This is a genomic window from Saccharophagus degradans 2-40, assembly GCF_000013665.1.
GTDB classification, from domain to species: domain Bacteria; phylum Pseudomonadota; class Gammaproteobacteria; order Pseudomonadales; family Cellvibrionaceae; genus Saccharophagus; species Saccharophagus degradans.
In genome coordinates this window covers 4,459,528-4,478,572 of sequence record NC_007912.1, presented here as the reverse complement: position 1 = coordinate 4,478,572, position 19,045 = coordinate 4,459,528, and the positions used below count along the sequence as shown (strand labels likewise).

Genomic DNA, 19,045 nt, shown 5'->3' with positions numbered 1-19,045 from the left:
CGCAAGGAGAATGTAATGAAAAAGTTTATTACCCTAATTAAGCGTGAATGCTGGGAACACAAAACATCATTTTTTATTGTTCCCATCATAATGCCATTATTGATTCTTTTGTTTTTTAGTATTGCCGATGGCAGTTGTGAGTTTAGCGAAAAAAATACTCACTGCGATTTTAACAATATAGGTGCAGAGCACGGTGTGAATGCCGCAGACGCTTTGCTCATGTTAGAAAGCTCTACTGGTGAGGCTGAGCGGTTTATAGAAGTGTTTATGTTTGTAATAACCGTACCGGTTGCGGTTATTATGCTGCTGGTAATGTTAAGTTATTTAATGAGCTGCTTGGTAGATGAGCGCAAAGACAAAAGTATTTTATTTTGGAATTCGCTGCCAGTAAGTCAAACACAAATAATGCTGTCTAAACTGGTGTCGGCACTGGTACTTATTCCAACAGTTTCTTTAGTTGTTTCTATGTTGTTGCAATTGTTAATGGCAGGGGTATTGTATTTTCGTATGTCGGCGGGTGGCGAGGTGTTAATTCAAAGCTGGCACGATATTAATATGCTGTCTTTACTTGCTGCGCAATTGGTAAATTACCTCGTGTTTATGCTGGCTGCTTTTGCCTTGGCTGGTTGGCTGTTACTCGTGTCGTCGTACTTTAATCGCCCGCTTATTATGACTGTACTTATTCTCTGCGCTATAGCAGTAGTAGAGGCTTTGATTATGGGGTGGGGCAGCCATGAAATACGCGGTGTTATTTTAGATGCGGCGCTTGGGTCTTCTTCACTGTTTGGTTACGGCTTGCCAGAAAACGCTATGGATTTTACTAAGCATAATGTGTTTGGCCTGCTAACCCAGCAAGCGGTTAAATCTTTAAGTGAACCCAGAATATGGATAGTCGCGATTGTTGGTGCAGGCTTAACGGCGGCGGCAATTAATGTTAGAAAATACCGAGGAGCGATGAATTGAGATTAATCACTAATCGCTAGTTGCTAGTTGCTAGTTGCTAGTTGCTAGTTGCTAGTTGCTAGTTATTAGCGGCTAGCGTTTAGCGATTGATAGTTATGGACAAATAATAGTATCGAAAAACGCGTCCGTTTTTATTTCTTTGGGCGGCGTATTGGGTTGGGGGATATTCTCTCGCGTACGCTGTCTTTCTAGGCCCTCTTTAATTTGATCTGCACGCACCTGTGCCAGAGCGAATATTTCGTCGTCGAGTTTATCGCCAAGCACTGAGTGCTCTTGCACATTGCCGTAGGCAAAAAAGCCTAGCCAATCGTTCTGCATAATTTGCCATGCTTGCGCTTCTATTTGCCATTGCTTTATTTTATCGCTTTCCTTGCCTTGCTCTTGTTTGCTCTGTGTACGATGTATTTGATCCAAATAAAGCATTTGCAGTTGGGTGGCGGATGCCATATCGCCGTGCAGTGTGGCGCGGTAAAATTCGTCGCGCGCCTTTTCATGTTCACCAGCTTGTTTAAGTTTATGCGCGCGCAAAGCAATGGCGCGTTTATCACCGCTTGCGGCCAATTGATCGATAGTCACATCATCGTAAGAGTGGTAGTCGGAAGTGGCTGGCCCGCCGTTTACATAATTTAAATCTTGCCCCATGGCTTCGTATGATGCATTAGTGGAATCCAGTGCGTCTTTAATTGCGCCATCTCTTAAATCGCAATCTTCAAACTGTTGCATTAACTGTGGGTGATTTTTTAAAAAGCCCCAAAAATCGGTGATGGTTTCAGGTAAGTCGAAATTAATTTCTGGCGGCAGTTCACTTTCTTCCTGCTCGCTGGAGGGGGTAGTCGCTGGCGCTTGGGCAAAATTGGGTAGCGCTGCTTTTGGTTTTTGCTGTTGGCGATTGGTTGCCTCGATTGGGTTTGCAGGCGCCGTCTCATTATTTGTTGGTTGCTGCTCAGAGCTGGGCGACCATACGAAGTAGCCAATGGCTAGAGCTATAAGCAATATACTTGGGTAAATGGTTTTTTTATTCATAACATTTTTTACACCACAAGTTTCAGTACCAAATATATTTATGCGCTGCACGAAATTTAACGGCCACCAGAAACATCCAATAGGCTGCCAGTAATATAGCTGGCTTCGTCGGAAAGCAGCCACAGCACTGCTTGCGCAATGTCGTCCACCGTACCTACCTTTTGCATGGGGATAAGTGATTGTAGTTTAAATGGGCGTTTTCTATCGCCTGAATTGGCGTGTAAGTCGGTATCTATTATCCCGGGGCGTACTGCATTTACGCGAATGCCTTCGTTGGCGACTTCTTTCGCTAGGCCTTTGGTGAGCGTATCGATAGCCGCTTTGGTTGCCGCGTAGTCTACATATTCGCCGGGCGAGCCAAGCGAGGCCGCTATGGATGATATGTTAACAATATTGCCGCCGCGCCCGCCGTACAGTGTAGACATGCGCTTAACGGCTTCGCGGCAACATAAAATTGGCCCCAGCACGTTAAGGGCTAATAAATCGTTCACTCGCGCTGCGCTAAAGCTATCTACGCGACTGCTTGGCGCTACATTGCCGGCATTGTTTACTAGTGAATCGATCCTACCTGTTGCTTCGTCAGCAAATTGAAACAGGCGTATTACTCCCGCTTCGGTACTCACATCGGCTTGCACGCCGTGGGCTTTGGCACCTAGTGCATGAAGCTCGTCGTACAGGCTTGTTGCTGCATCAAGATTGGTGCGATAGCTAAAAATAATATCGTAGCTGGCTTTGGCTGCATGTATAGCTATGGCGCGACCAATGCCGCGACTGCCCCCGGTAATTAGCACAGCTTTGTTTGATTTTGTGTCTGCCATAAGCGGCCCTTTAGTTGGTATCTACTAAGCGGGGTAGAGGGTTGGCACAAACTGCAAGGTGTTAAGCTTAGGCGGGGTAAGATAGGTAAATCAAGTGGCTACAGTGTTGGGTGTACCCTTTCACAGCGAGGCAACCAAAACCTGTAGCCACTAGGAATAAGTAGTTAAGCACTTTGCTTGGTATATAGGGCTCGTTTCAAACGCTTAAGTTTTATGTATCGCACAAGGGTTTTAACGTCTGATGGGGCGTTCGACAATAAATATTTACCGCACACATGAGCGCTATCTATTTTTTCATTTAAATATGCCAGCACTTCCCGTTTTTTATCGGTATTTTGCGCACGGGCTTCGCGGGCTAGCTGTAACAACGAGCGCACAACCAGCGAGTTAAATGCGGGCAGTTGGCTCTTGTGGGTAATAAAATTTTTACAGGCTGTTACGCTTTCTATCCAGTCTAAATAGGCGTTGGTGATAAACTTTTTACCCGTGGCACCGGTGCCGTGCAGGTGATAGGTGTACACATTATTGGGAATAATTGTTAACGCGTTTGCTTTGGCAAATACCTCTGCGCAAAAAAGTAAATCTTCGGCCATTCTTACGCCATTTTTAAAACGAGTATTGCCTATGGCAGTGCGTTTAAATAGCTTGCCCCACACATGGCCTCTTACTTGTTTGTGGGCAAGTAAAGAGGTGTATACGGCTTGGTTAAAAATGCGCTTCTTTTTAAGGGTGTTTTGATTGGCTTTGCATGCGCCTTTGCTGTTGATAACGAAGTGATTGCCCTTCACGATATCTGCGTCGTGCTCAACTGCGGCGTTATATAGCGCTTGTAGTGCCCCTGCTGGCAGGCTGTCGTCGGGGTCTACAAAGGTAATGTAGGTGCCTGTCGCAACGTCCAACCCACTATTGCGCGCGCTCGAACAGCCTTGGTTGGTGTTATGGCGAATTAATTTACAGTGCGGGCGGCTGCAAAGTGTAGATTCAGCTATGGCAAGGGTGTTATCGCTTGAACAGTCATCAATAACGATTACTTCTACACTGCCATTAAATTCTTGTTCAAAAATGCTAACCAAGCATTTTTGAATATGTTGCTCCACGTTATACGCGGGAATAATGATAGAAATATCGTAGTTCATTACTATGAGGCTTCAGTCCGTGAGTTGTAGAACGCTGGTACCACTGGCTCTCAGGGGGTGGCTTGTAGCAACGAGGAGGGCGATGATTTTTTTGGGCACACTCTACAGCGAATAAACTTTAACCTAGTTTTGCTAAAGTTTTATTAAAGGTGTGTATAGGGGGCACAACGTTCAGACCCAAAAATTTGCTGGCCGCAGCGATGTATGCGCAATTATATGGGGCCTAGGGTTGCTAAGCAAAGGCTAATCTCTCATTTTGAGCTTTCTTTTTAAGAGGGGAGCGTATTGCGATGTGCCCATTTATTGTCTTGCGGGGCTGTTATACTTGCGCACTTAACCAAATAACCGCGCAAAGGCAGTAGCAATATGCAATTGGATCAAGTTGTTCCTTGGGGGCGTTCACTCGCAGAATACCGCGAAATGTTTGATTTGTCGGAAGACGACAAGCACCGACGTATTCTTGGTTGCGCTGACGGCCCGGCAAGTTTTAATGCCGAGCTTTCGTTTATGGGGGGCAGTGTGGTGTCGGTAGACCCCATCTATCAATTCAGCGCCGATGAAATTTATCAGCGCGTGCTTGCGGTGTTTAAGCAAGTGATGGATGAAGTAGAAGCCAATAAGGCGCAATTTAATTGGGATGTCATTCCCAATACTGATCGCTTAGGCGAAATGCGGTTAGCCGCCATGGAAAGTTTTGTGGCCGATTACCGCAATGCGCAGCCTGGGCGCTATGTGGCGGCCTCACTACCTGCTTTGCCGTTTGACGATAACTATTTCGAAATAGCGTTGTGTTCTCACTATTTGTTTTTGTATTCAGATAAAGTGGATTTAGCAACACATGTGGCCAGCGTAAATGAATTGTGCCGTGTAGCGCAGGAAGTGCGTATTTACCCGTTAGTGGATTTAAACGGTCAGCCTTCGCCACATGTGCAGGGAGTAATAGATGATCAAACTGCGCAGGGGCGCAAAGTTAAGTTGCTAGATAGCGACTACCATTTTCAAAAGGGTGCCGATCAATTGTTGGTGATAAGCCAATAAACCTGTGCGGCCTCCGAGCTTTAGCGTATCTTAAAGAGAAAACCATAAGAGATAAACCATGACCAAAGTAGCGATTGTTTTTCATTCTGCATCGGGCACAACCGGATTGTTGGCGCAAGCTGTCGCAGAGGGGGTGGAATCTGTTACTGGGGTTAAGGCCATGCCATTGGAAATTTTTGGCAAAGATATCGTTGAAGGCCGCTATCAAAATTCAGAGCTTATTGCCCAGTTATCGAGTGCGCAGGGGGTGGTGTTTGGCTCGCCTACTTATATGGGGTCGGTATCGGCCCAGTTCAAAGCCTTTGTAGATGCCACCGGTGATTTATGGGCTAAGCAAGCGTGGGCGGGCAAAGTGGCCTCGGGGTTTACCATTGGCTCTAACTACAGTGGCGACCAACTTAGCACAATTCAGTTTTTACAGGTGTTTGCCAGTCAACATGGCATGTTGTGGGCTGGTATTAATTTGGCGGGCGGCTATTCGCCTAAGGGCTTAAACCGGCTTGGGGCACAATCTGGCTTAATTGCCCAAAGTGGTGATGGTGAGCTGCACCAGTTAGATTGCGATACCGCGCAATACCTTGGCGCGCGCGTAGCGCGGTTGGCGCGTCTGTATAAGGGCGAAATGTAACTGCACTATATTCATCTAGCTGCGCTACATAAATACAACTGCGCTACATTAAACTAACTGCACTAGGTTAAAGCACAATTCCTCTTTGGTTTATCTTCTGCCAAAAGCTGACGTTTTTTGGCGCCTTATGACATAACTTTATTCTCAATGTGACCTTTTTGCGTGCACGCTTGCAATTGTGTGGCGCACTCACTGTGGAACTATTTTTACTAATTGCTGATCAATTGTTAAGCGCGTCACAAAAGTGTCGTAAAAAGTTCACTATGTTTACGGTACCAACGCACACTGGTATGTGAGTGGTTACTTTTCGTGTGACGCAGTTAATATAAGGGTAAAGGCATTCTTGAATAGAAAAGTATTGCTGATAACCTGAAACTATAGAGTCAAATTTACGTGAAGTAATTGATTGTTTCTAACTAAATAGGTATAAATTCTGCACTTCTTAGACTTAGTTGTTCCAAACAGCAGTAAAAACTAAAACAGAAGTGTAAGAAAGAGGGCCATTGAGGTACTACCATGAAAACCGATGCACTAACTATAGCAGTGGTGATCTTTGTGGTAGGGATACTTGCTAGTGGGCTAGGGTTGGCAGATGTGTTTCAAGCCGAAGAATCCAAGCCGCCAGCTGCTTTGCACCAGGGGGTTGCCGTAAGGTAATGGTGTAACGCGAACGTTCATGGACTGAGAGCAAATCACCGGGGCTTCTGGCAACAGAGGCCCTTTTTTATGGCCTACTAAAAAAGCCGCTAACGCAGGTCCAGCCCTGTTTCTGTCAGCACACCATCCAGTGTTACATCCCACGCTTCCCTTTCTAATTGCGCAACTTTTTGAACGCTATGGCCAACGCCAAATAATACCGCGGCTCGTCTATCGCGCTTGCCTAAAGGCTGCGGCGCGCGGCGAAAGGTGCTGTCGTAAAACCCGCCACCCATGCCTAAGCGATTAAAGTTACTGTCAAAACCAACAAGCGGGGCAAGTACTAGGTCTAAGCGGTTGGGTTGAATTTCTGGGTTGTCTGCGCTCGGTTCGGCAATGCCGTAGCGGTTTGTTACTAACGAGCAACCTTCGTTGTAGCGGCGAAAACGCAACTGGCGGTTGGGGGCAATAACGGGTAAGTAGCAGGCTTTGTTATCTGCAAGGGCTTGCTTGAGGGCAGGGGTTAAATCTAATTCGCCATCGCAAGCTAAATAAAAAGCGATGTGGGTGGCTTGCTGGTAGTCGCTGCTTTGAGCTAAGTGTGTTGCTACCTGCTCACTGGCAAAAGCTTGTTGGCTTGGCGTTAACGCGTTGCGCTTGGCGCGCATGGTTTGCCTTAATGTGTCTTTATTCATTGGCGCTGCTGCAAGATAAAAGTGCCCGGAAATGCCGCCGTTAACTTTACCTTGAACCCGACAGTTCAAGGGGGAGGGAGCTGATATGTATTAGGCTTTCCGTCGCGCGGACATGCACACCAACATACGCGAGCCGCCTCCGGGTGTAACGTTATCGGCTCAGGGATTACGCTAACAAGCAAACATCCCAGGCTTGGCTTTAAGTATATCACCCAACTTTTTGGATACCAGTCTTGACAATTTTGAAGTGAGGCAAAGCGGTAAAAATAAAGGAGAAGTCGCCCGCACATATGGCGGGCGGGTAGGCTATTCGTGCGAAGTGAGTACTTTATCTATTTTTTGCATCATGCGCGAAATAGATTCGGCATCATTCGGCTTAGCTGTATTTTTGCGCTGTTGTTGCAGTTCGTGGCACAGGTTTAAAGCTGCCATCACCGCGATGCGTTCTAAGCCAATAATACTGCCTGTATTGCGAATGGCGCGCATGCGTTCGTCCAGCTCCTCTGCAGCGCGGTGCAGTGCATCTCGCTCTTCGGCGGGGCAGGCAATCTGGTAATCCTTATCCAGTATGTTTACGTAAACTCGATTGCTATCCGTCACGTATCTATTCCTTATGCTTCAGTATGAATTTTTTTAAGCCGCTCAATCATGGCTTCTACGCGCTTGCGCGCGATTTCGTTTTTTTCCAGTAAGCGCAAACGCTCCTGCTGCCAGCTGTCTTCCTTTGCGCGCAGCGTGGCGTTCTCTTTTTCTAAGCGCGTACACAAGCCAATTAACTCATCGAGTTTAGCTTCAACTTGCTCCATTGCTATGTTCGACATAACGTACCTTACAGACAGTGAACCGCGAATATTTTTAGGGTGTGCGCCCCAACTCACCCTCTAAATTCAACGCATACAGGAGCACCTTTAAAAAGTTGCCGCAGCATGTGTGTTTAATTATAGATTAGCGCAGGCAAAGTGCGCGTGATGGCTAACCGAGAGTGAGTAAGATTGCGATAATATATGGCGCCTACCGCCTAGGGTCAATCTCTGTGCCGTTGCGGCCTAGAATTATTGGGCGATATTGAGTAATAAGTAGGGTTTATAGGCACTTTAGCGCTGGTTTGGGTGAATCCCTCGCATCGTGTCGCAGGGTAAGTGATAATATGGCGCATCGAACAGCCAACGCGCGCAAGTAACAAAGGCAGCGTATTGGCGGCAGCAATTTACTACTACTTCAAAATTAAGTTGTATCCATGAGTAACCTTTTTGATTTCGCGTTTTTAAACGACCAAATGTTGTCCATGGGCGCGGTTAACTCCGTGTCCGAATTGCAGGGTTTGCTGTGTGGCTATTTGAGCGGCAAGCAGGCCAAGGTAGGCCCAGAGGCGGTGCTCGACACGGCCGCATGGCGAATGTTGGCGGTGGAGTACATGGAGCTGGCCGATTTTGATTTAGAAGAAGATCGCCTCGCATTATTTGATTTACTATTAGAAAAAACACGCAACGCCTTGGTGGATACGCAGCTTGGTTTTCAACCCTTATTGCCAAGTGATGATGTCGGCATAGTGCGCAGGGCCGAGGAACTAGGCGCGTGGTGCACCGGCTTTTTACACGGTTTGGGCCGCTCGGGGTTAGAGGGCAGCGATGCCTTTAGTACCGATGCCGCCGATGCCATTAAAGATTTAGCCCACATAGCGCAAATAAGTGCCGAAGTGGACGAGCTGGAAGAAAACGAAGTGTATTGGTTTGAATTGGTGGAATACGTAAAAGTAGCCGTGTTATGCGTTTACTCCGAACTTGCCGCCAAAGCGCCAAAACCTGCGGGAGACGCAGGCCTAGTGCATTGATCGCTAGTAGTTAGTGATTAGCAATAAGAAGTTAGGTTAAGTTGGCATTAAATAAGCAATAACGAAATTTGGGTTTAAACAGTCGTAGAGGCCATATGCAAATTACAAAACAGGAATTCGCCCGTCGCCGCAAGGCGTTAATGGCAATGATGGAACCAGACAGCATTGCAATATTACCCTCCGCGGCAGAAAAAACGCGCAGCCGCGATACCCACTATTCGTTCCGCCAAGATAGCGATTTTTATTACCTTTCAGGCTTTGATGAACCCAACGCAGTTTTGGTGCTTATTCCTGGCCGCGAGCATGGCGAAGTTGTTATGTTTTGTCGCGAGCGCGATAAAGAAAAAGAAATTTGGGATGGCTACCGTGCTGGCCCAGAGGGCGCGTGTGAAAAATACGGCGCCGACGATGCCTTCCCTATAGACGACTTGGACGAGATTCTTTCTGGCCTTATGGAAGGCCGCGAGCGGGTTTATTACGCCATGGGTAAAGACCCATCATTCGACAAGCGCGTAATGACATGGGTAAACCTTATTCGCGCAAAAGTGCGCTCGGGAGCCATTCCGCCCGGCGAGTTTTTAGATTTAGATCACCTGCTCCACGATATGCGCTTGTATAAAAGCGCAGCCGAAGTGCGCATTATGCAGCAGGCGGCCTGTATTTCTGCGCAGGCGCATATTCAAGCCATGCAGGCCTGTGCACCGGGGGTGTACGAATACCAACTTGAGGCAGATATTATTCATTACTGCGCGCAACAGGGTGCGCGTTTTCAAGCCTACAACGCTATTGTTGGTGGCGGCAAAAATGGCTGTATTTTGCACTATGTAGAAAACAGTGAAAAATTACGCGACGGCGATTTAGTGCTTATCGATGCCGGCTGCGAATACCTCAATTACGCCTCCGATATCACCCGCACCTTTCCTGTTAATGGCAAGTTCTCTACCGAGCAAGCAGCGCTATACGACATAGTATTGGATGCTCAAAAAGCGGCCATTGCAGAAGTTAAACCGGGTAACCACTGGAATGCGCCGCACGATGTATCGGTAAGGGTTATTAGCCAAGGCTTGCTCGACTTAGGTTTACTTGAAGGCAAGCTTGAGGATGTAATAGAAAAAGAATCGTACCGACAGTTTTATATGCATCGTATTGGCCACTGGTTGGGCATGGATGTACACGATGTGGGCGACTACAAAGTGGGCGGCGCTTGGCGGGTGCTTGAGCCAGGTATGGTGATGACCGTAGAGCCTGGCATTTATGTGTCCCCCGACAATACCGATGTACCTAAAAAATGGCGCGGCATAGGCATACGTATAGAAGACGATGTATTAGTAACAAAAGATGGCTGCGAAATATTAAGTAAAGATGCCCCCAAAGAGCGTGCGCAAATAGAAGCCATTATGGCGAACGCACATTAACCGAAACAACGTTAGCAAGTACGGTAAGAGCTAGATGGTAAGTACTAACTACCAATACGATATAGTCATTGCAGGCGGTGGCATGGTGGGGCTAAGCCTCGCTTTAATGCTGGTGCAAGAAATGCCCGCGCTGCAAGTGGCCATCGTAGAGCGGGCGGCCGTTACGCATCAGCCTGCAGTAACGGGCAACAGTTTTGATAGCCGCTCAACAGCGGTATCTGCTGGCAGCGTTGAATTGTTGGATGCGCTAGAGGTTTGGCCGGCACTGGCTCGCCATGCAACGGCAATTCGCACGGTGGATGTGAGCGATCGCGGCCATTTAGGGCGTACCCGCTACTCGGTAGCAAACGCCAGAGCGCAACATACGCTGGGCGCATTAGGGTTTGTTCTGGATAACGCCCATTTGGGCCAAGCCCTACTGGCTGCCGTTAAGCAAACAGGGCGTATTACTCAGCTTTGCCCAGCAACCGTTACGGCTATTGCTCCTAAGGCCCAAGCCACAGAAATAACAGTAGAGTTTGAACAAGAGCAGCAGGCGTCACAAACATTGCGCGCGCAATTGCTAATTGTTGCCGACGGTGCTGAATCTGGCCTGCGCAAACAGCTAGGTATAGGTGTCGATATAAACGACTACGGCCAGCATGCCGTTATTGCCAATGTGCATCACAGCGAGCCGCATAAGTGCGTCGCCTACGAGCGGTTTACAGAGCAGGGGCCCATGGCGTTATTGCCTCGCGGCGGTGGCGAGCGCGGTTGCCAAAGTGCATTGGTGTGGACGCGCCCAGAATCGCAGTTGCAAACCACCCTTGCCCTAAGCGATGAAGATTGTTTGGCGCAAATACAAAATACATTTGGTTACCGTTTGGGTAGCTTTCAAAAAATTAGCACGCGCCATCACTACCCATTAAAGCTCAGCTTAGCGAAAGAGCAGGTGCGTTCTGGCTTGGCACTGGTGGGGAACGCAGCGCACTTTTTGCACCCAGTAGCGGGGCAAGGTTTTAATTTGGCCGTGCGCGATTGCGCTCAACTTACCGCGGCACTCGCCGAAGCCCACAAGCAAAACACTTGGTTGGGCAGCTTGCCAACCCTGCAGGCCTATTTGGCAAAGCAGTCGCGGGATCAGTTTGCCACCACCATGCTTAGCCACGGGTTTAACAGTTTATTTTCCAACAACCGCAAGCCGTTACAGTTATTGCGCAACCTCGGCTTGCTTGGGTTACAGGCTGCGCCTGCCGCGCAAAAAGATTTTTTCGATCAAATGATGGGGCGCGGTATGGCTCGTGCCGAGTTAAACCTGTTACAGCGTTATTTGTTGCGCAAACAGGCGCAAGCCGAATTGGCCGAGGTGTAGCATGGCTATGAAACAAGAATACGACATAGCCATAGTGGGCGGCGGCATTATCGGCAGTGCACTGGCGGCAGCGTTAATGGCAAACACCCGCTGTGCCGGTTTGCGCGTTGCGCTTATCGATGCCGCGCCAGAACTACCGGCGGCAAGCGTTGTTTGCGGCCAGTTCGACCCGCGTGTAGTGGCGCTATCTAACGCGTCGCGCAGCCTATTGCAGCAGGCGGGCGTGTGGGCCGATATCGTCGCCGAGCGCGCCTGCCCCTATTTACATATGCATGTGTGGGATGCCGAAGGCACGGGCAATATTCAATTTAATAGCAATGAATTACAGCGCGATAGCTTGGGGCACATTGTTGAAAACAGCGTATTGCAACGGGCATTGCGCGCGCGCTTGGCGCGGGGGGATGGCTACGCTCAAGTTGATGTGTGCGCAGCAAAGCTTGTAGAGAGTATAACGGCACCGGTAACCGATCCGTTTGGCAACGCATCAGGCCCAACCCAGCTACACTTTGTAAGTGGCGAAACAGTTCGCGCACAATTGGTGTTGGCGGTTGATGGCGCCAATTCTAGCCTGCGTGAAATGGCGGGTTTAACTACACGCGAATGGGAATATGGCCATACGGCTATTGTTACCACTGTGCGCACCGAGCAGCCCCATAACTTTACCGCTTGGCAACGCTTTACCCAGCAGGGGCCAATCGCCTTTTTACCCCTGTGCGATAACCCAGAAGGCGAGCATGTAAGCGCCGATGATTTGGCCAACAAAGTTGCCAACTTCTGCTCGCTCGTGTGGTCTGTAGAAAGTAACAAGGCCGAAGCCTTAATGGCGTTAACCGAGCAGGAATTTTGCGCGCAGCTAAGCCGCGAATTTGAATACAAATTAGGCGCGGTAGAGTGGGCCGACAAGCGTGTGGCTATTGCGCTTAAGCAGCGCCACGCCAAAACTTATTTTGTACCCAGCTTGGCATTGGTTGGCGACGCTGCCCACACTATTCACCCCTTGGCGGGGTTAGGGGCTAACCTAGGTTTGGCGGATGCTTCTATTTTAGTGAATGAAATTGCCCGCGCCTGCGAGCGCAAACTGCCACTCACCGATACCAGTATTTTGCGCAGGTATCAGCGCCAACGCCAAGGCGAAAACTTGGGGGTGATGGTAACCATGGAAGGCTTTAAGCGTCTTTTTGCTGCCGACGACCCAGCTATTCGCTGGGCGCGCAACAGCGGTATGCGCTGGTTAAATAATGCCGGCTGGTTAAAAAACAAAATGGTTTCGATTGTTGCAGGCTAGCATTTAGCGGCAATAGCAAAGTAAAACCTTAGGTTTTTTAGAGTGATGGCAAACCTGACCCAAGTAACACAGCGAGTAAATTCTTAGGGTGAAAGATCAAAAATGCTCAATTCATGGACGAATTGAGCAAGTTATAGGGCCATATTCATACGTTTTTTGAGCTTTCACCCTAAGAGTTTACGGATTCAGAATGATTAAGCTCTTCGCAGGAATAATAGAGGGGTTTATCAATAAACTGTAAAACCTTAGGTTTTTACATTTTCCCTCACGGCTAACGTTGGTTATTGGATGACGCAAGAATTTCTTGAGCAGCAGCGGGATTGGTTAATTTGCCACGACTGTGGCGAAATACAGAAAGTAGTGGCCATTTCTCCCGAGCACGAAATGTTGTGCTTTAACTGCGGCGCTAGCTTGCACTCTGGCAAGGGGCGCTGGCTAGCGGCGGCGACTGCGCTTTCCCTCGCCGCGCTGGTGCTGTTTATAGCTTGTAACTTTTTGCCCTTTTTAACATTAGAAATTGGTATGCAAAGCCACACCACTACCATTATGGATGGTGTGGGTGCGCTAATGGCTCGCAATCAATGGTTGCTTGCAGGGCTTGTGGTTACCACCACATTTTTATTCCCCTTGTTTGAAATTTGCGCGTATATGTACGTGCTACTGCCCTATCAATTCAATCGGCGCATGCCTGGGCACACACCGGTGTTGCGCTGGCTTATTCAGGCACAAAGCTGGAGCATGCTCGAAGTGTTTATGCTTAGCGTGGTGATAACCACGGTAAAGCTCACCGATATGGCAGTGCTAAAACTCGGCCCAGGTGCCTACCTGTTTTTTATGTTAGTGGCCATTTTGCAGTTAATCTTTTTAAAAATAGACCGGCGTAAACTGTGGCAATGGATAAATACTAACAACTATTTTAGCCGCGAAGAAAACGAATACGCTTACGACTGTCGCATCTGTCAGGCGTTGGTGGGGGAATCAATCGTAGTGGATGAAGGCGCTTGCCCGCGCTGTGATTCAGCCATTCACAAACGAATACCGGCAAGTTTACAAAAAACCACGGCGCTTGTGGTTGCCGCCACTCTGCTCTATATACCGGCTAATGTGCTGCCTATTATGGAGTACACCTCGCTGGGGATTACCGAAAAAGATACTATCTTTTCTGGCGTTATCGAGCTGTTAAAAGAAGGGTTATGGGGTATAGCAACCATTGTGTTTGTGGCCAGTATTTTAGTGCCCATTGCTAAACTTGTTATTCTTTACTACTTAATTTGGGCTGTTAAAGCTAAGGTTAAAGTAGGGGTTAAGCACCGAACGGTATTGTACAGGCTTATAGAAGTGGTTGGCCGCTGGTCCATGGTGGATGTGTATGTGGTTACAATACTGGTGGCACTTGTACAATTTGGGTTTATTTACACCGTAGAGCCAGAAGGTGCCATTATTGCCTTTGGTGCGGTGGTGGTGCTCACCATGCTGGCCGCCGAAAGTTTTGACCCACGCCTACTGTGGGATGCATCCTGCGATGAGGATGATGAACGTGTTAAGCACTGCGATGAGCACACCAAACCAATATTAGCTTGGGGGGCGTATTGTGAAATTGATCAAAAGCCCAATGCCGAGCAAGATGATGTAGCGTCAAACACTGGCGTATCAACAAGCCAAGAATCAAAAACGGAACCCTAGAATGAGAATTAACCGCGCAACTGTTCAGCGAATCAGTTCAATCTCGCCAATATGGATAGTGCCCGCTGTGGCCTTAGCGATTGCATTGTGGTTAGCCGTGCAAGCGCGCATGGAAAAAGGCGCAACCATCGAAATAGAGTTTGCTAACGCGACCGATATTATTCCCGGCCAAACCCAAATACGTTTAAAAGATGTACGAGTAGGCTTAGTAAAAGACGTGAAGCTCACGCGCGACTTGAAGTCGGTACGGGTTATTGCCGAGTTAGATCGCGAAGTGTCGCAAAACCTCAGCAAAAATTCGCGCTTTTGGGTAGTTACCCCACGCATTAGTGCCACTGGAGTGTCTAACTTGGGTACATTAATTTCCGGTGTGTATATTGTGATGGACCCCGGTGAGCCGGGTGAATTTGAAACCAAATTTAAAGGCCTAAAAGAACCGCCGGTTTACCAATCTGATGAGCCTGGCATGCAGTATGTCATGCAGGCTGAAGAGCTAGGGTCTATCGACATTGGTTCACCGCTTTACTACCGCCAAATTCGAGTGGGCGAAGTTACATCTTATAAGTTGGCGGAAGATAACAACCATGTAGATATCAACGTATTTATTCGCGCGCCTTACAATAAATTGGTGCAAACCCGCAGCCGGTTTTGGAATGTGAGCGGCTTTGGTTTATCTATGGGGGCCGACGGCATAAAAGCGCATATGGCTTCGCTAGCCTCGTTAATAAGTGGCGGTATAGCGTTCGATAATGCCGCAGGCTTCGAAAACGCAACCCTTGCCGATGAAGGGCGACGGTTTTTTCTCTACCCAGATCGGGAGTCGGTACAAGAAGGGCGCTTTAATATTAAATACTACTACCTGTTGCGTTTTAGCGATTCAGTGCGCGGGTTAACAGTGGGTGCGCCGGTAGAATTTAGGGGAATTCATATCGGTGAAGTGGTCGATGTATCGCTAGATACTGCAGACAATATAGAAAAAAGCTTGCTGGTGTATATTGCTATGGAGCCTCAGCGTTTAGAGCCAAACACCAACCCAACCCGCGAAGAAGTTGATGCGCGTATGGAATCGTTAGTGGCGCAGGGGTTGCGCGCAAAAATGAAAACCGCCAGCATGCTAACCGGTTCGCGCTATATCGATTTGGTGTTTGAAAACGATGCTAACGACGGCCATGTTGCATTTGTGCGTGCAGAGAATTACTCAGAAATACCAACCGCTAATGGCACAATTGATGACCTAACCCGTGAAGTGGCGGGTATAGTGGGCAAAATAAATAACATTCCCTTTGAGCAAATAGGCTCAGATTTATCTGCCAGTATGTCGAGTTTAAAAACCATATTGGGCGATTTAGAGCGCAACCAAACAGCCGATAAAATGGATGCGGCTGTGGCGAACCTTGATAAAACCTTAGAAAACGCCAAGCAGGCACTTGGTCAGTTAGACAGCGTACTGCAAAGTGTTGATCATGCTATTGCCCCCGACTCTGAACTAAAATATGAATTAACCGAAATGTTAAAAGCTGTGAGCGAAGCGGCGGGCTCGGTGGAATTATTTGTTAACGAGCTCAACCGAAACCCCAATGCGTTAATTTCTGGTGTAGATAAAGATGATGAATAAAAGTAACTCTATTGTTAACGTAAATAGGCTTTATATGCAGGCCGCAAAAGCGCGCAAAGTGTTGGCGGGGTTAGTAGGGGCAAGTGCCATTGCGTTGATTGCCGGCTGTGTATCGCCCGGCCCGCAAACCCAATTTTTTAGTTTGTTTCCCGCTCAATCGGTTACGCCTATCGCCAATAAACCACAGCTATCGCTTGGCATTGGCCCGGTAGTATTGCCAGAGTACGCAGAGCGCGCGGGTGTAGTAAGCTTTACGCAAGGCAATGGTTTGCGTGTTGCGGGCTATCACGCGTGGGCAGGCAGCCTTAACGAAAATATTGCTCGAGTTTTGGCGGCAGATATATCCGCTGCGTTAAAGGCCGATCAAATTCAATCTTTTCCGTGGGATACTCGCACCCGGCCCGATAACCAGTTGCGAATAGTTATTGAGCAATTTGGAGGCATACGCGGTGAAAATGTTAAGTTGGTTGCTAGATGGCACCAGCTAGATTTAAAAAATAAAACCGATGCGAAAAGCGGTATAGTAAGGTTAAGTGTAAATTTAAACGATGATGCTATGGAAACCTACATCGCAGGCTTAAACGAACTTATTAATAGTTTTGCTGTGGCCCTAGCTGGTCAGCTTGATATGGTGGAAGGCTAATCGTTTTTAGTTGGTTTTAAGGTTGCGCGCAGCCAACCGCTAAAAGAGTTTTGGGCGAACATAAACTCATCTAATTGTTGTTGGTTATTATCATAGTCGCGAATATTTTTACCTAAGCGTACCTCGGGGTTAAATAAATATTCGCGCGTAACCATGCGCTTGCTAGGGTCCAGTTGTTTTACTACCTTTGCGGGGTTGCCAGCAGCTATACAATTGGCGGGAATAGACTTAGTTACCACCGAGCCTGCACCAATTATGCTGTTATCGCCAATATGTACGCCTTTGCCAATAATACTGCGCAACCCTACCCACACGTTATTACCCAATACTACTTCGCCATCGCATTTATAGGGTCGTACGCGGTTGTAAATACCATGCCAATCGCTATCGGCAATCATTACATCGGTTGCCAGCATACAGTTATTGCCCAGCGTAATAGCTACGGCGGAATTAATAACTACCCCTGGGGCTATTAAACAGTAATCGCCAATACTAATGCGCCCCTGTTGATTGCGCCCAGACCAGGTTGTCAAACGCACCGGTTGTTGTTTGCTGCTAATTAAATGCAAAAAATTGCCGGCCTGTATATTATGGCCAAAAACCTGTACGGTGCGCGGTTTGGCAACCGCAGGCTTCGCACCTAAGTGATCAAACTGTGGGCGTAAAAAGCGCTCTACATAAAACTGATTGCAGCGGGCCAAAAAGCGCAATACAAAAAGTGGTTTGTGTTCTTTACGCATTGCCAGCCCTATTGGAAAAATGTTCGCTAACAATAAGCGAAGCTACGAATACTTGAAAAATAAATATTGAATAAAAGGTACCAACCGCTCAATGAAATCGGCCAAAGCATTATCAGAGTTTATTGCACACAATTCAATTAAAGGCTTCTTAGCGCAAGATGAAGCCGAACGATTAATGGACTTAGCCGTGCAGTCGGCCGCATTGGGTCCTGTGTTAGAAATAGGCAGTTACTGCGGTAAATCGACCATCTATTTGGGCGAAGCTTGCAAGCATAGTGGCAATAGTCTGTTTGCTGTCGATCACCACCGCGGCTCTGAAGAGCACCAGCTAGGGGAAGAGTATCACGATAGTGAACTGTACGATGCGCAAATTAAACGCATGGATTCACTGCCCACGTTTCGCCGCAGCGTATACTTGGCGGGCTTGGAAAGTACGGTTATTCCAATTGTTGCCAGTTCGCAACAGCTTACCCCCCTGTGGGCAATACCGCTGGGTATGGTGTTTGTAGACGGCGGCCACAGCGAGGCTGCCGCGCTATTTGATTGCTCAGAATGGGCAAAACATATTGTGCCTGGTGGTATATTGGCGGTACACGATTTGTTTGAGCACCCAGAGGATGGTGGCCAAGCGCCGTTTAACGCCTTTAACGCTGTGCTAAAGACGGGCCAGTGGGAATTGCTGCCGCAAGTGAATTCGTTGGGTGCATTGCGCCGTAAGTAAATTAATTATTAAGCCGTTGGGAGGGTTATATGTCGGGCATTATTGAGATAAAAGTACGCGATTACGAGTGTGATATACAGGGTATTGTTAATAACAGTGTGTACCAAAATTATATTGAACACGCTCGCCATGAGTTTTTACTCGAGCGTGGTGTCGACTTCGCCGCATTAGCCTATCAAGGTATTAACCTTGTTGTAGTAAGAGCGGAGCTAGATTACAAAGCATCGTTAAAAAGTGGCGATATGTTTAGTGTAGAAACTAAGCTATTGAAAGCGTCGCGTATAAAATTCGAGTTTCAGCAAACTATCCGTCGCCTAAGCGATAACGCATTATGCTTAAACGCAAAAGTAATTGGCGCTGCGCTAAATGATAAAGGTCGCCCCATTCCCTGCGCAGAACTTGAACCGCTTTTTGAAAGTACGTCAGACTAAAAACGCACAGGCCAATAACTAACTTCACTTGTAAGAACAACCAATAACCTACTAGGGCAATAATAATGAAACTCGTGTATACCCATCAAAACGGCATTTTAGTAGGTAGTGTTAAGGCCTTACTCGAGCAGGCAAGCATTAAAGTGGAGATGAAAAACGAATACGCCTCCGGTGCGGTGGGCGAATTATCGGCAATTGATTCGTGGCCTGAAATTTGGGTAAGCAACCTAGATGAAGAGCGAGCCAAAATCATTGTTGCTCGCTTGCAAGATAACACCCCACGCGAAGAGTGGGTGTGCGCTGCATGTAGCGAAAGTAACGATGCCGCTTTCGAGGTGTGTTGGCAGTGCCAAGCCTTTCCACCAATTGCACCTTAAAACAGTTTTGATACCT

Annotated in this window: 21 protein-coding genes and 1 other RNA gene; 14 read left to right on the top strand and 8 right to left on the bottom strand. The window is 47.8% G+C overall.

Features of this window, described 5'->3' with window-relative positions; translation table 11 throughout:
- Positions 1 to 15: 15 nt before the first annotated feature.
- Complete coding sequence (locus SDE_RS18420) at positions 16 to 963, top strand: hypothetical protein (protein ID WP_011469993.1); 948 nt, start codon at positions 16 to 18, stop codon at positions 961 to 963.
- Between the two features lie 93 nt (positions 964 to 1,056).
- On the opposite strand, the gene SDE_RS18415 is transcribed toward SDE_RS18420, so the two are convergent.
- The 3 genes from SDE_RS18415 to SDE_RS18405 form a co-directional block, all read right to left on the bottom strand.
- Positions 1,057 to 1,986, bottom strand: coding sequence for a hypothetical protein (locus SDE_RS18415; RefSeq protein WP_011469992.1), 930 nt, complete (start codon positions 1,984 to 1,986; stop codon positions 1,057 to 1,059).
- Positions 1,987 to 2,042: 56 nt separating this feature from the next.
- Positions 2,043 to 2,804 carry an SDR family oxidoreductase gene (locus SDE_RS18410; protein WP_011469991.1) on the bottom strand — a complete coding sequence of 254 codons (762 nt, stop codon included), beginning with the start codon at positions 2,802 to 2,804 and terminating at the stop codon, positions 2,043 to 2,045.
- A gap of 164 nt (positions 2,805 to 2,968) precedes the next feature.
- On the bottom strand, positions 2,969 to 3,940 hold the full coding sequence (locus tag SDE_RS18405) for a glycosyltransferase family 2 protein (protein ID WP_011469990.1): 972 nt from the start codon (positions 3,938 to 3,940) through the stop codon (positions 2,969 to 2,971).
- 366 nt (positions 3,941 to 4,306) lie between these two features.
- On the opposite strand from SDE_RS18405, the gene SDE_RS18400 reads away from it, so the two are divergent.
- From SDE_RS18400 to SDE_RS22970, 3 genes are all read left to right on the top strand, one after another.
- Positions 4,307 to 4,978 (top strand): hypothetical protein, encoded by a 672-nt coding sequence (locus SDE_RS18400; RefSeq protein ID WP_011469989.1) that lies wholly within the window; start codon positions 4,307 to 4,309, stop codon positions 4,976 to 4,978.
- 58 nt (positions 4,979 to 5,036) lie between these two features.
- Positions 5,037 to 5,606: a flavodoxin family protein gene (locus SDE_RS18395; RefSeq protein WP_011469988.1), complete on the top strand. Its 570-nt coding sequence runs from the start codon at positions 5,037 to 5,039 to the stop codon at positions 5,604 to 5,606.
- Positions 5,607 to 6,122: 516 nt separating this feature from the next.
- Entirely contained in the window at positions 6,123 to 6,263 is a 141-nt protein-coding gene (locus SDE_RS22970) for a hypothetical protein (RefSeq protein ID WP_193339776.1), read from the top strand.
- An 89-nt stretch (positions 6,264 to 6,352) separates the two neighbouring features.
- On the opposite strand, the gene SDE_RS18390 is transcribed toward SDE_RS22970, so the two are convergent.
- The 4 genes from SDE_RS18390 to SDE_RS18375 form a co-directional block, all read right to left on the bottom strand.
- Positions 6,353 to 6,937 carry a 5-formyltetrahydrofolate cyclo-ligase gene (locus SDE_RS18390; RefSeq protein ID WP_011469987.1) on the bottom strand — a complete coding sequence of 195 codons (585 nt, stop codon included), beginning with the start codon at positions 6,935 to 6,937 and terminating at the stop codon, positions 6,353 to 6,355.
- Positions 6,938 to 6,955: 18 nt separating this feature from the next.
- Positions 6,956 to 7,134, bottom strand: a non-coding RNA gene (gene ssrS, locus SDE_RS22110) — 6S RNA.
- Positions 7,135 to 7,243: 109 nt separating this feature from the next.
- On the bottom strand, positions 7,244 to 7,537 hold the full coding sequence (locus SDE_RS18380; RefSeq protein ID WP_011469986.1) for a cell division protein ZapA: 294 nt from the start codon (positions 7,535 to 7,537) through the stop codon (positions 7,244 to 7,246).
- An 11-nt stretch (positions 7,538 to 7,548) separates the two neighbouring features.
- On the bottom strand, positions 7,549 to 7,758 hold the full coding sequence (locus SDE_RS18375) for a TIGR02449 family protein (protein ID WP_011469985.1): 210 nt from the start codon (positions 7,756 to 7,758) through the stop codon (positions 7,549 to 7,551).
- A gap of 416 nt (positions 7,759 to 8,174) precedes the next feature.
- On the opposite strand from SDE_RS18375, the gene SDE_RS18370 reads away from it, so the two are divergent.
- The 7 genes from SDE_RS18370 (at position 8,175) to SDE_RS18340 (ending at position 16,760) form a co-directional block, all read left to right on the top strand.
- Complete coding sequence (locus SDE_RS18370) at positions 8,175 to 8,768, top strand: UPF0149 family protein (RefSeq protein WP_011469984.1); 594 nt, start codon at positions 8,175 to 8,177, stop codon at positions 8,766 to 8,768.
- A gap of 95 nt (positions 8,769 to 8,863) precedes the next feature.
- Positions 8,864 to 10,183 (top strand): Xaa-Pro aminopeptidase, encoded by a 1,320-nt coding sequence (gene pepP, locus SDE_RS18365; protein WP_011469983.1) that lies wholly within the window; start codon positions 8,864 to 8,866, stop codon positions 10,181 to 10,183.
- A 34-nt stretch (positions 10,184 to 10,217) separates the two neighbouring features.
- Positions 10,218 to 11,534, top strand: coding sequence for a 2-octaprenyl-6-methoxyphenyl hydroxylase (gene ubiH / locus SDE_RS18360; RefSeq protein ID WP_011469982.1), 1,317 nt, complete (start codon positions 10,218 to 10,220; stop codon positions 11,532 to 11,534).
- A gap of 7 nt (positions 11,535 to 11,541) precedes the next feature.
- Positions 11,542 to 12,819 (top strand): FAD-dependent oxidoreductase, encoded by a 1,278-nt coding sequence (locus SDE_RS18355; protein WP_041326003.1) that lies wholly within the window; start codon positions 11,542 to 11,544, stop codon positions 12,817 to 12,819.
- 288 nt (positions 12,820 to 13,107) lie between these two features.
- Positions 13,108 to 14,502, top strand: coding sequence for a paraquat-inducible protein A (locus SDE_RS18350; protein WP_011469980.1), 1,395 nt, complete (start codon positions 13,108 to 13,110; stop codon positions 14,500 to 14,502).
- 1 nt (position 14,503) lies between these two features.
- Positions 14,504 to 16,117, top strand: a complete 1,614-nt coding sequence (locus SDE_RS18345) for an intermembrane transport protein PqiB (RefSeq protein WP_011469979.1) — start codon at positions 14,504 to 14,506, stop codon at positions 16,115 to 16,117.
- Positions 16,107 to 16,760 (top strand): PqiC family protein, encoded by a 654-nt coding sequence (locus SDE_RS18340; RefSeq protein WP_011469978.1) that lies wholly within the window; start codon positions 16,107 to 16,109, stop codon positions 16,758 to 16,760. Before SDE_RS18345 ends, SDE_RS18340 begins: the two co-directional genes overlap by 11 nt.
- Here SDE_RS18340 and SDE_RS18335 read toward each other — a convergent pair.
- Positions 16,757 to 17,500 carry an acyltransferase gene (locus SDE_RS18335; RefSeq protein ID WP_011469977.1) on the bottom strand — a complete coding sequence of 248 codons (744 nt, stop codon included), beginning with the start codon at positions 17,498 to 17,500 and terminating at the stop codon, positions 16,757 to 16,759. The two genes, SDE_RS18340 and SDE_RS18335, sit on opposite strands and share 4 nt — an antisense overlap.
- Positions 17,501 to 17,591: 91 nt before the next feature.
- Here SDE_RS18335 and SDE_RS18330 point away from each other — a divergent pair, with 91 nt between their 5' ends.
- From SDE_RS18330 to SDE_RS18320, 3 genes are all read left to right on the top strand, one after another.
- Positions 17,592 to 18,221, top strand: a complete 630-nt coding sequence (locus SDE_RS18330) for a class I SAM-dependent methyltransferase (protein WP_011469976.1) — start codon at positions 17,592 to 17,594, stop codon at positions 18,219 to 18,221.
- Positions 18,222 to 18,250: 29 nt separating this feature from the next.
- On the top strand, positions 18,251 to 18,652 hold the full coding sequence (locus SDE_RS18325) for an acyl-CoA thioesterase (protein ID WP_011469975.1): 402 nt from the start codon (positions 18,251 to 18,253) through the stop codon (positions 18,650 to 18,652).
- Between the two features lie 65 nt (positions 18,653 to 18,717).
- A complete protein-coding gene (locus SDE_RS18320; RefSeq protein ID WP_011469974.1) occupies positions 18,718 to 19,029 on the top strand; it encodes a DUF2007 domain-containing protein in 312 nt (103 codons plus the stop codon).
- The last annotated feature ends 16 nt before the right edge of the window (positions 19,030 to 19,045 follow it).

Excerpts from the sequence above, each read along its gene's own strand:
- SDE_RS18375 (WP_011469985.1), bottom strand. The coding sequence starts at position 7,758 with ATGTCGAACATAGCAATGGAGCAAGTTGAAGCTAAACTCGATGAGTTA.
- SDE_RS18325 (WP_011469975.1), top strand. The coding sequence starts at position 18,251 with ATGTCGGGCATTATTGAGATAAAAGTACGCGATTACGAGTGTGATATA.
- SDE_RS18340 (WP_011469978.1), top strand. The coding sequence starts at position 16,107 with ATGATGAATAAAAGTAACTCTATTGTTAACGTAAATAGGCTTTATATG.
- SDE_RS18370 (WP_011469984.1), top strand. The coding sequence starts at position 8,175 with ATGAGTAACCTTTTTGATTTCGCGTTTTTAAACGACCAAATGTTGTCC.
- SDE_RS18330 (WP_011469976.1), top strand. The coding sequence starts at position 17,592 with ATGAAATCGGCCAAAGCATTATCAGAGTTTATTGCACACAATTCAATT.
- SDE_RS18350 (WP_011469980.1), top strand. The coding sequence starts at position 13,108 with ATGACGCAAGAATTTCTTGAGCAGCAGCGGGATTGGTTAATTTGCCAC.
- SDE_RS18390 (WP_011469987.1), bottom strand. The coding sequence starts at position 6,937 with ATGAATAAAGACACATTAAGGCAAACCATGCGCGCCAAGCGCAACGCG.
- SDE_RS22970 (WP_193339776.1), top strand. The coding sequence starts at position 6,123 with ATGAAAACCGATGCACTAACTATAGCAGTGGTGATCTTTGTGGTAGGG.
- SDE_RS18405 (WP_011469990.1), bottom strand. The coding sequence starts at position 3,940 with ATGAACTACGATATTTCTATCATTATTCCCGCGTATAACGTGGAGCAA.
- SDE_RS18335 (WP_011469977.1), bottom strand. The coding sequence starts at position 17,500 with ATGCGTAAAGAACACAAACCACTTTTTGTATTGCGCTTTTTGGCCCGC.
- SDE_RS18395 (WP_011469988.1), top strand. The coding sequence starts at position 5,037 with ATGACCAAAGTAGCGATTGTTTTTCATTCTGCATCGGGCACAACCGGA.
- SDE_RS18410 (WP_011469991.1), bottom strand. The coding sequence starts at position 2,804 with ATGGCAGACACAAAATCAAACAAAGCTGTGCTAATTACCGGGGGCAGT.
- SDE_RS18320 (WP_011469974.1), top strand. The coding sequence starts at position 18,718 with ATGAAACTCGTGTATACCCATCAAAACGGCATTTTAGTAGGTAGTGTT.
- SDE_RS18415 (WP_011469992.1), bottom strand. The coding sequence starts at position 1,986 with ATGAATAAAAAAACCATTTACCCAAGTATATTGCTTATAGCTCTAGCC.
- SDE_RS18420 (WP_011469993.1), top strand. The coding sequence starts at position 16 with ATGAAAAAGTTTATTACCCTAATTAAGCGTGAATGCTGGGAACACAAA.
- pepP (WP_011469983.1), top strand. The coding sequence starts at position 8,864 with ATGCAAATTACAAAACAGGAATTCGCCCGTCGCCGCAAGGCGTTAATG.
- SDE_RS18400 (WP_011469989.1), top strand. The coding sequence starts at position 4,307 with ATGCAATTGGATCAAGTTGTTCCTTGGGGGCGTTCACTCGCAGAATAC.
- SDE_RS18355 (WP_041326003.1), top strand. The coding sequence starts at position 11,542 with ATGAAACAAGAATACGACATAGCCATAGTGGGCGGCGGCATTATCGGC.
- ubiH (WP_011469982.1), top strand. The coding sequence starts at position 10,218 with ATGGTAAGTACTAACTACCAATACGATATAGTCATTGCAGGCGGTGGC.
- SDE_RS18345 (WP_011469979.1), top strand. The coding sequence starts at position 14,504 with ATGAGAATTAACCGCGCAACTGTTCAGCGAATCAGTTCAATCTCGCCA.